The 2,056-nt window shown below is 62.5% G+C and carries 2 protein-coding genes and 1 pseudogene; all 3 read left to right on the top strand.

Translation table 11 applies throughout. The features are described from left to right. A partial coding sequence (locus EN991_RS33930) for a response regulator transcription factor (RefSeq protein WP_164769583.1) occupies positions 1-544 on the top strand: 544 nt, incomplete at its 5' end. An 81-nt stretch (positions 545-625) separates the two neighbouring features. Next, positions 626-1,627: a YihY/virulence factor BrkB family protein gene (locus EN991_RS33925; RefSeq protein ID WP_127370370.1), complete on the top strand. Its 1,002-nt coding sequence runs from the start codon at positions 626-628 to the stop codon at positions 1,625-1,627. 195 nt (positions 1,628-1,822) lie between these two features. Beyond that, positions 1,823-2,056: pseudogene (locus EN991_RS33920) on the top strand (SMP-30/gluconolactonase/LRE family protein); the annotation flags it as partial.

Raw genomic sequence — 2,056 nt, 5'->3', positions numbered from 1 at the left:
GACGGAAATCGAAGTTGCCAGGGCGATCTGGAACCGCCGCGCCGGCACGCACATCCTGTTCTGGTCGAATTTTGCCGACGAAGCCTATGTGCGCGGCGTGGCGCGCATCGTCCCTCCCGGCTCTGTCTACGGCTATGTGCTGAAATCGGCGACGGAGGAAGGCATGCGGTCCGCCCTGCGCGGGGTTTTCCGCGAAGGCCACTGCATCATCGACCGCGAGATCCGCGGCATCCAGCATCGCGTTCAGGACAAGTTCGAGGGCATCACCGACGGCGAATATGAAAGCCTGATCGATATCGCGCTCGGCCTGACCGACCGGGCGATCGCGGCACGGCGCGGCCTGTCGATCCGTGGTGCGCAGAGCCGCATCAAGCACTGCTACGACAAGCTCGGCATCGTGCCGGCGGAGGACGGCACCGGCGATGCTTCCGTGTTCAACTCGCGGACGCGGGCGATCTATCTCGCCATGGCGCGTGGCCTGATCAACATCGACGCACTGCGCCGCGAACAGGACCGGCTCGACGCCTGGCTGGCGGAGCACTGAAACAGCGGCGGCCACAAGCCGGAACATCAGAAGGTCCGGCGCATTGCTAGTGAACGCCAACTCAACGCCTGCGGATCCGAAGTGCGACCCTCATTTGCAGATTCATGGCACTTGGTGCGCGAAAGCGTCGTCGGTTTCATCGACGACAATGCGCTCAGCCATGGTGCGGCGATGGCCTTTTATGCCGCCACCTCGCTGGCGCCGATCTTGCTGATCGTGGTTGCGATTGCTGGTCTCGTCTTCGGCCACGATGCCGCACAATTGGCCTTGTCCGCGCAGATATCAGGGCTGATGGGACCGGAAAGCGCCGATCTCCTCAAGACTGCGCTGGAAAGTGCATCCGGCAGGCTGTACGGCACCTGGGCCGCGATCATAGGGCTGGTCACCTTGCTGGTGGCCGCGTCTGGCGTCTTCGGCGAAATGCAGCAGTTGTTGAACACAATCTGGAAGATCGAACCGCAAGGCAATTCCCTGTCGCGTCTGGTGAGGGCGCGGGCCGCCAGTCTGGGGTTGGTGGCCGCACTCGGGTTCCTGTTGCTGGTCTCTCTCATCGCAAGCGCTGCGATTTCGGCACTGGGCGCTTTCATCAACGCCCACCTGCCGTTTGGAACGATCATACTCAGCGGGATTAACGGCGTCGTTTCGTTTGCGCTTATCGCCGTGATGTTTGCCGCCATTTACAAGGTTTTGCCCGATCGAACCCTGGAATGGCGCGATGTGGCAATCGGCGCTGTCGGGACCGCGGCCCTGTTCACATTGGGAAAATCGCTTATCGGCTGGTATATCGGCACCAGCGCGATTGCGTCGTCGTATGGCGCCGCCGGCGGACTGCTCGTGATATTGCTCTGGGTTTACTACTCGTCGGAGATTTTCCTCCTCGGCGCCGAGTTCACGCGCGCCTATTCCGTTCGCCACGGCAGCCGGTCCGATCTGAAGAGGTTGGTTCACGGCCCTTTGCCCGCGCAGCACGACTCATTTCGCACAGGGCAAAAATCCAACTCTGCCGGCGTTGTCGTGCTCGTGGCGGTGGCGTGCGCGAGCGCAACCTTGACCGCGCTTTTGCGGAGTGTTCGCCGGCCCTGATCTGACGTCGCCGGTATTCTACGCTCGATAGGCACGGGCGACTGTGCAAATGCACAGTCGCCCGTGCGCTTTGACCCGTATCGGCTCGTCGGGACCGCGCCTACGCTCTGCCCCAACAAGAAGACTGTATCGGGAAGCGCTCATGCCATTCGTCACCATGCGGAGTAGCACGGCTGTTCGCGCCGGGAGCCGATGATGTCGGTGCCGGCGCGTGCGCGCCATTCCGGCTTCGACGATGTCGTCGGCGATGCGCCGATCGAAACGCTGGCGAGCGGCTTCGGCTTCCTCGAAGGACCGGTCTGGCATCCCTATGAGAAATGGCTGGTCTTCTCCGACATTCCGGAAAGCCGGATGTATCGCCGCAGTGCCGAGGGCGAGATCGAGCTGTTCCGCGAGCCGAGCCACAAGGCCAATGGCAACACGCTGGAC

Origin of the sequence: Mesorhizobium sp. M7A.F.Ca.US.005.03.2.1 (assembly GCF_003997795.1) — a bacterium.
Classification (GTDB): domain Bacteria; phylum Pseudomonadota; class Alphaproteobacteria; order Rhizobiales; family Rhizobiaceae; genus Mesorhizobium; species Mesorhizobium ciceri.
Note: the sequence above shows the minus strand (reverse complement) of the source record. Positions and strands in the feature narration are given on the sequence as shown.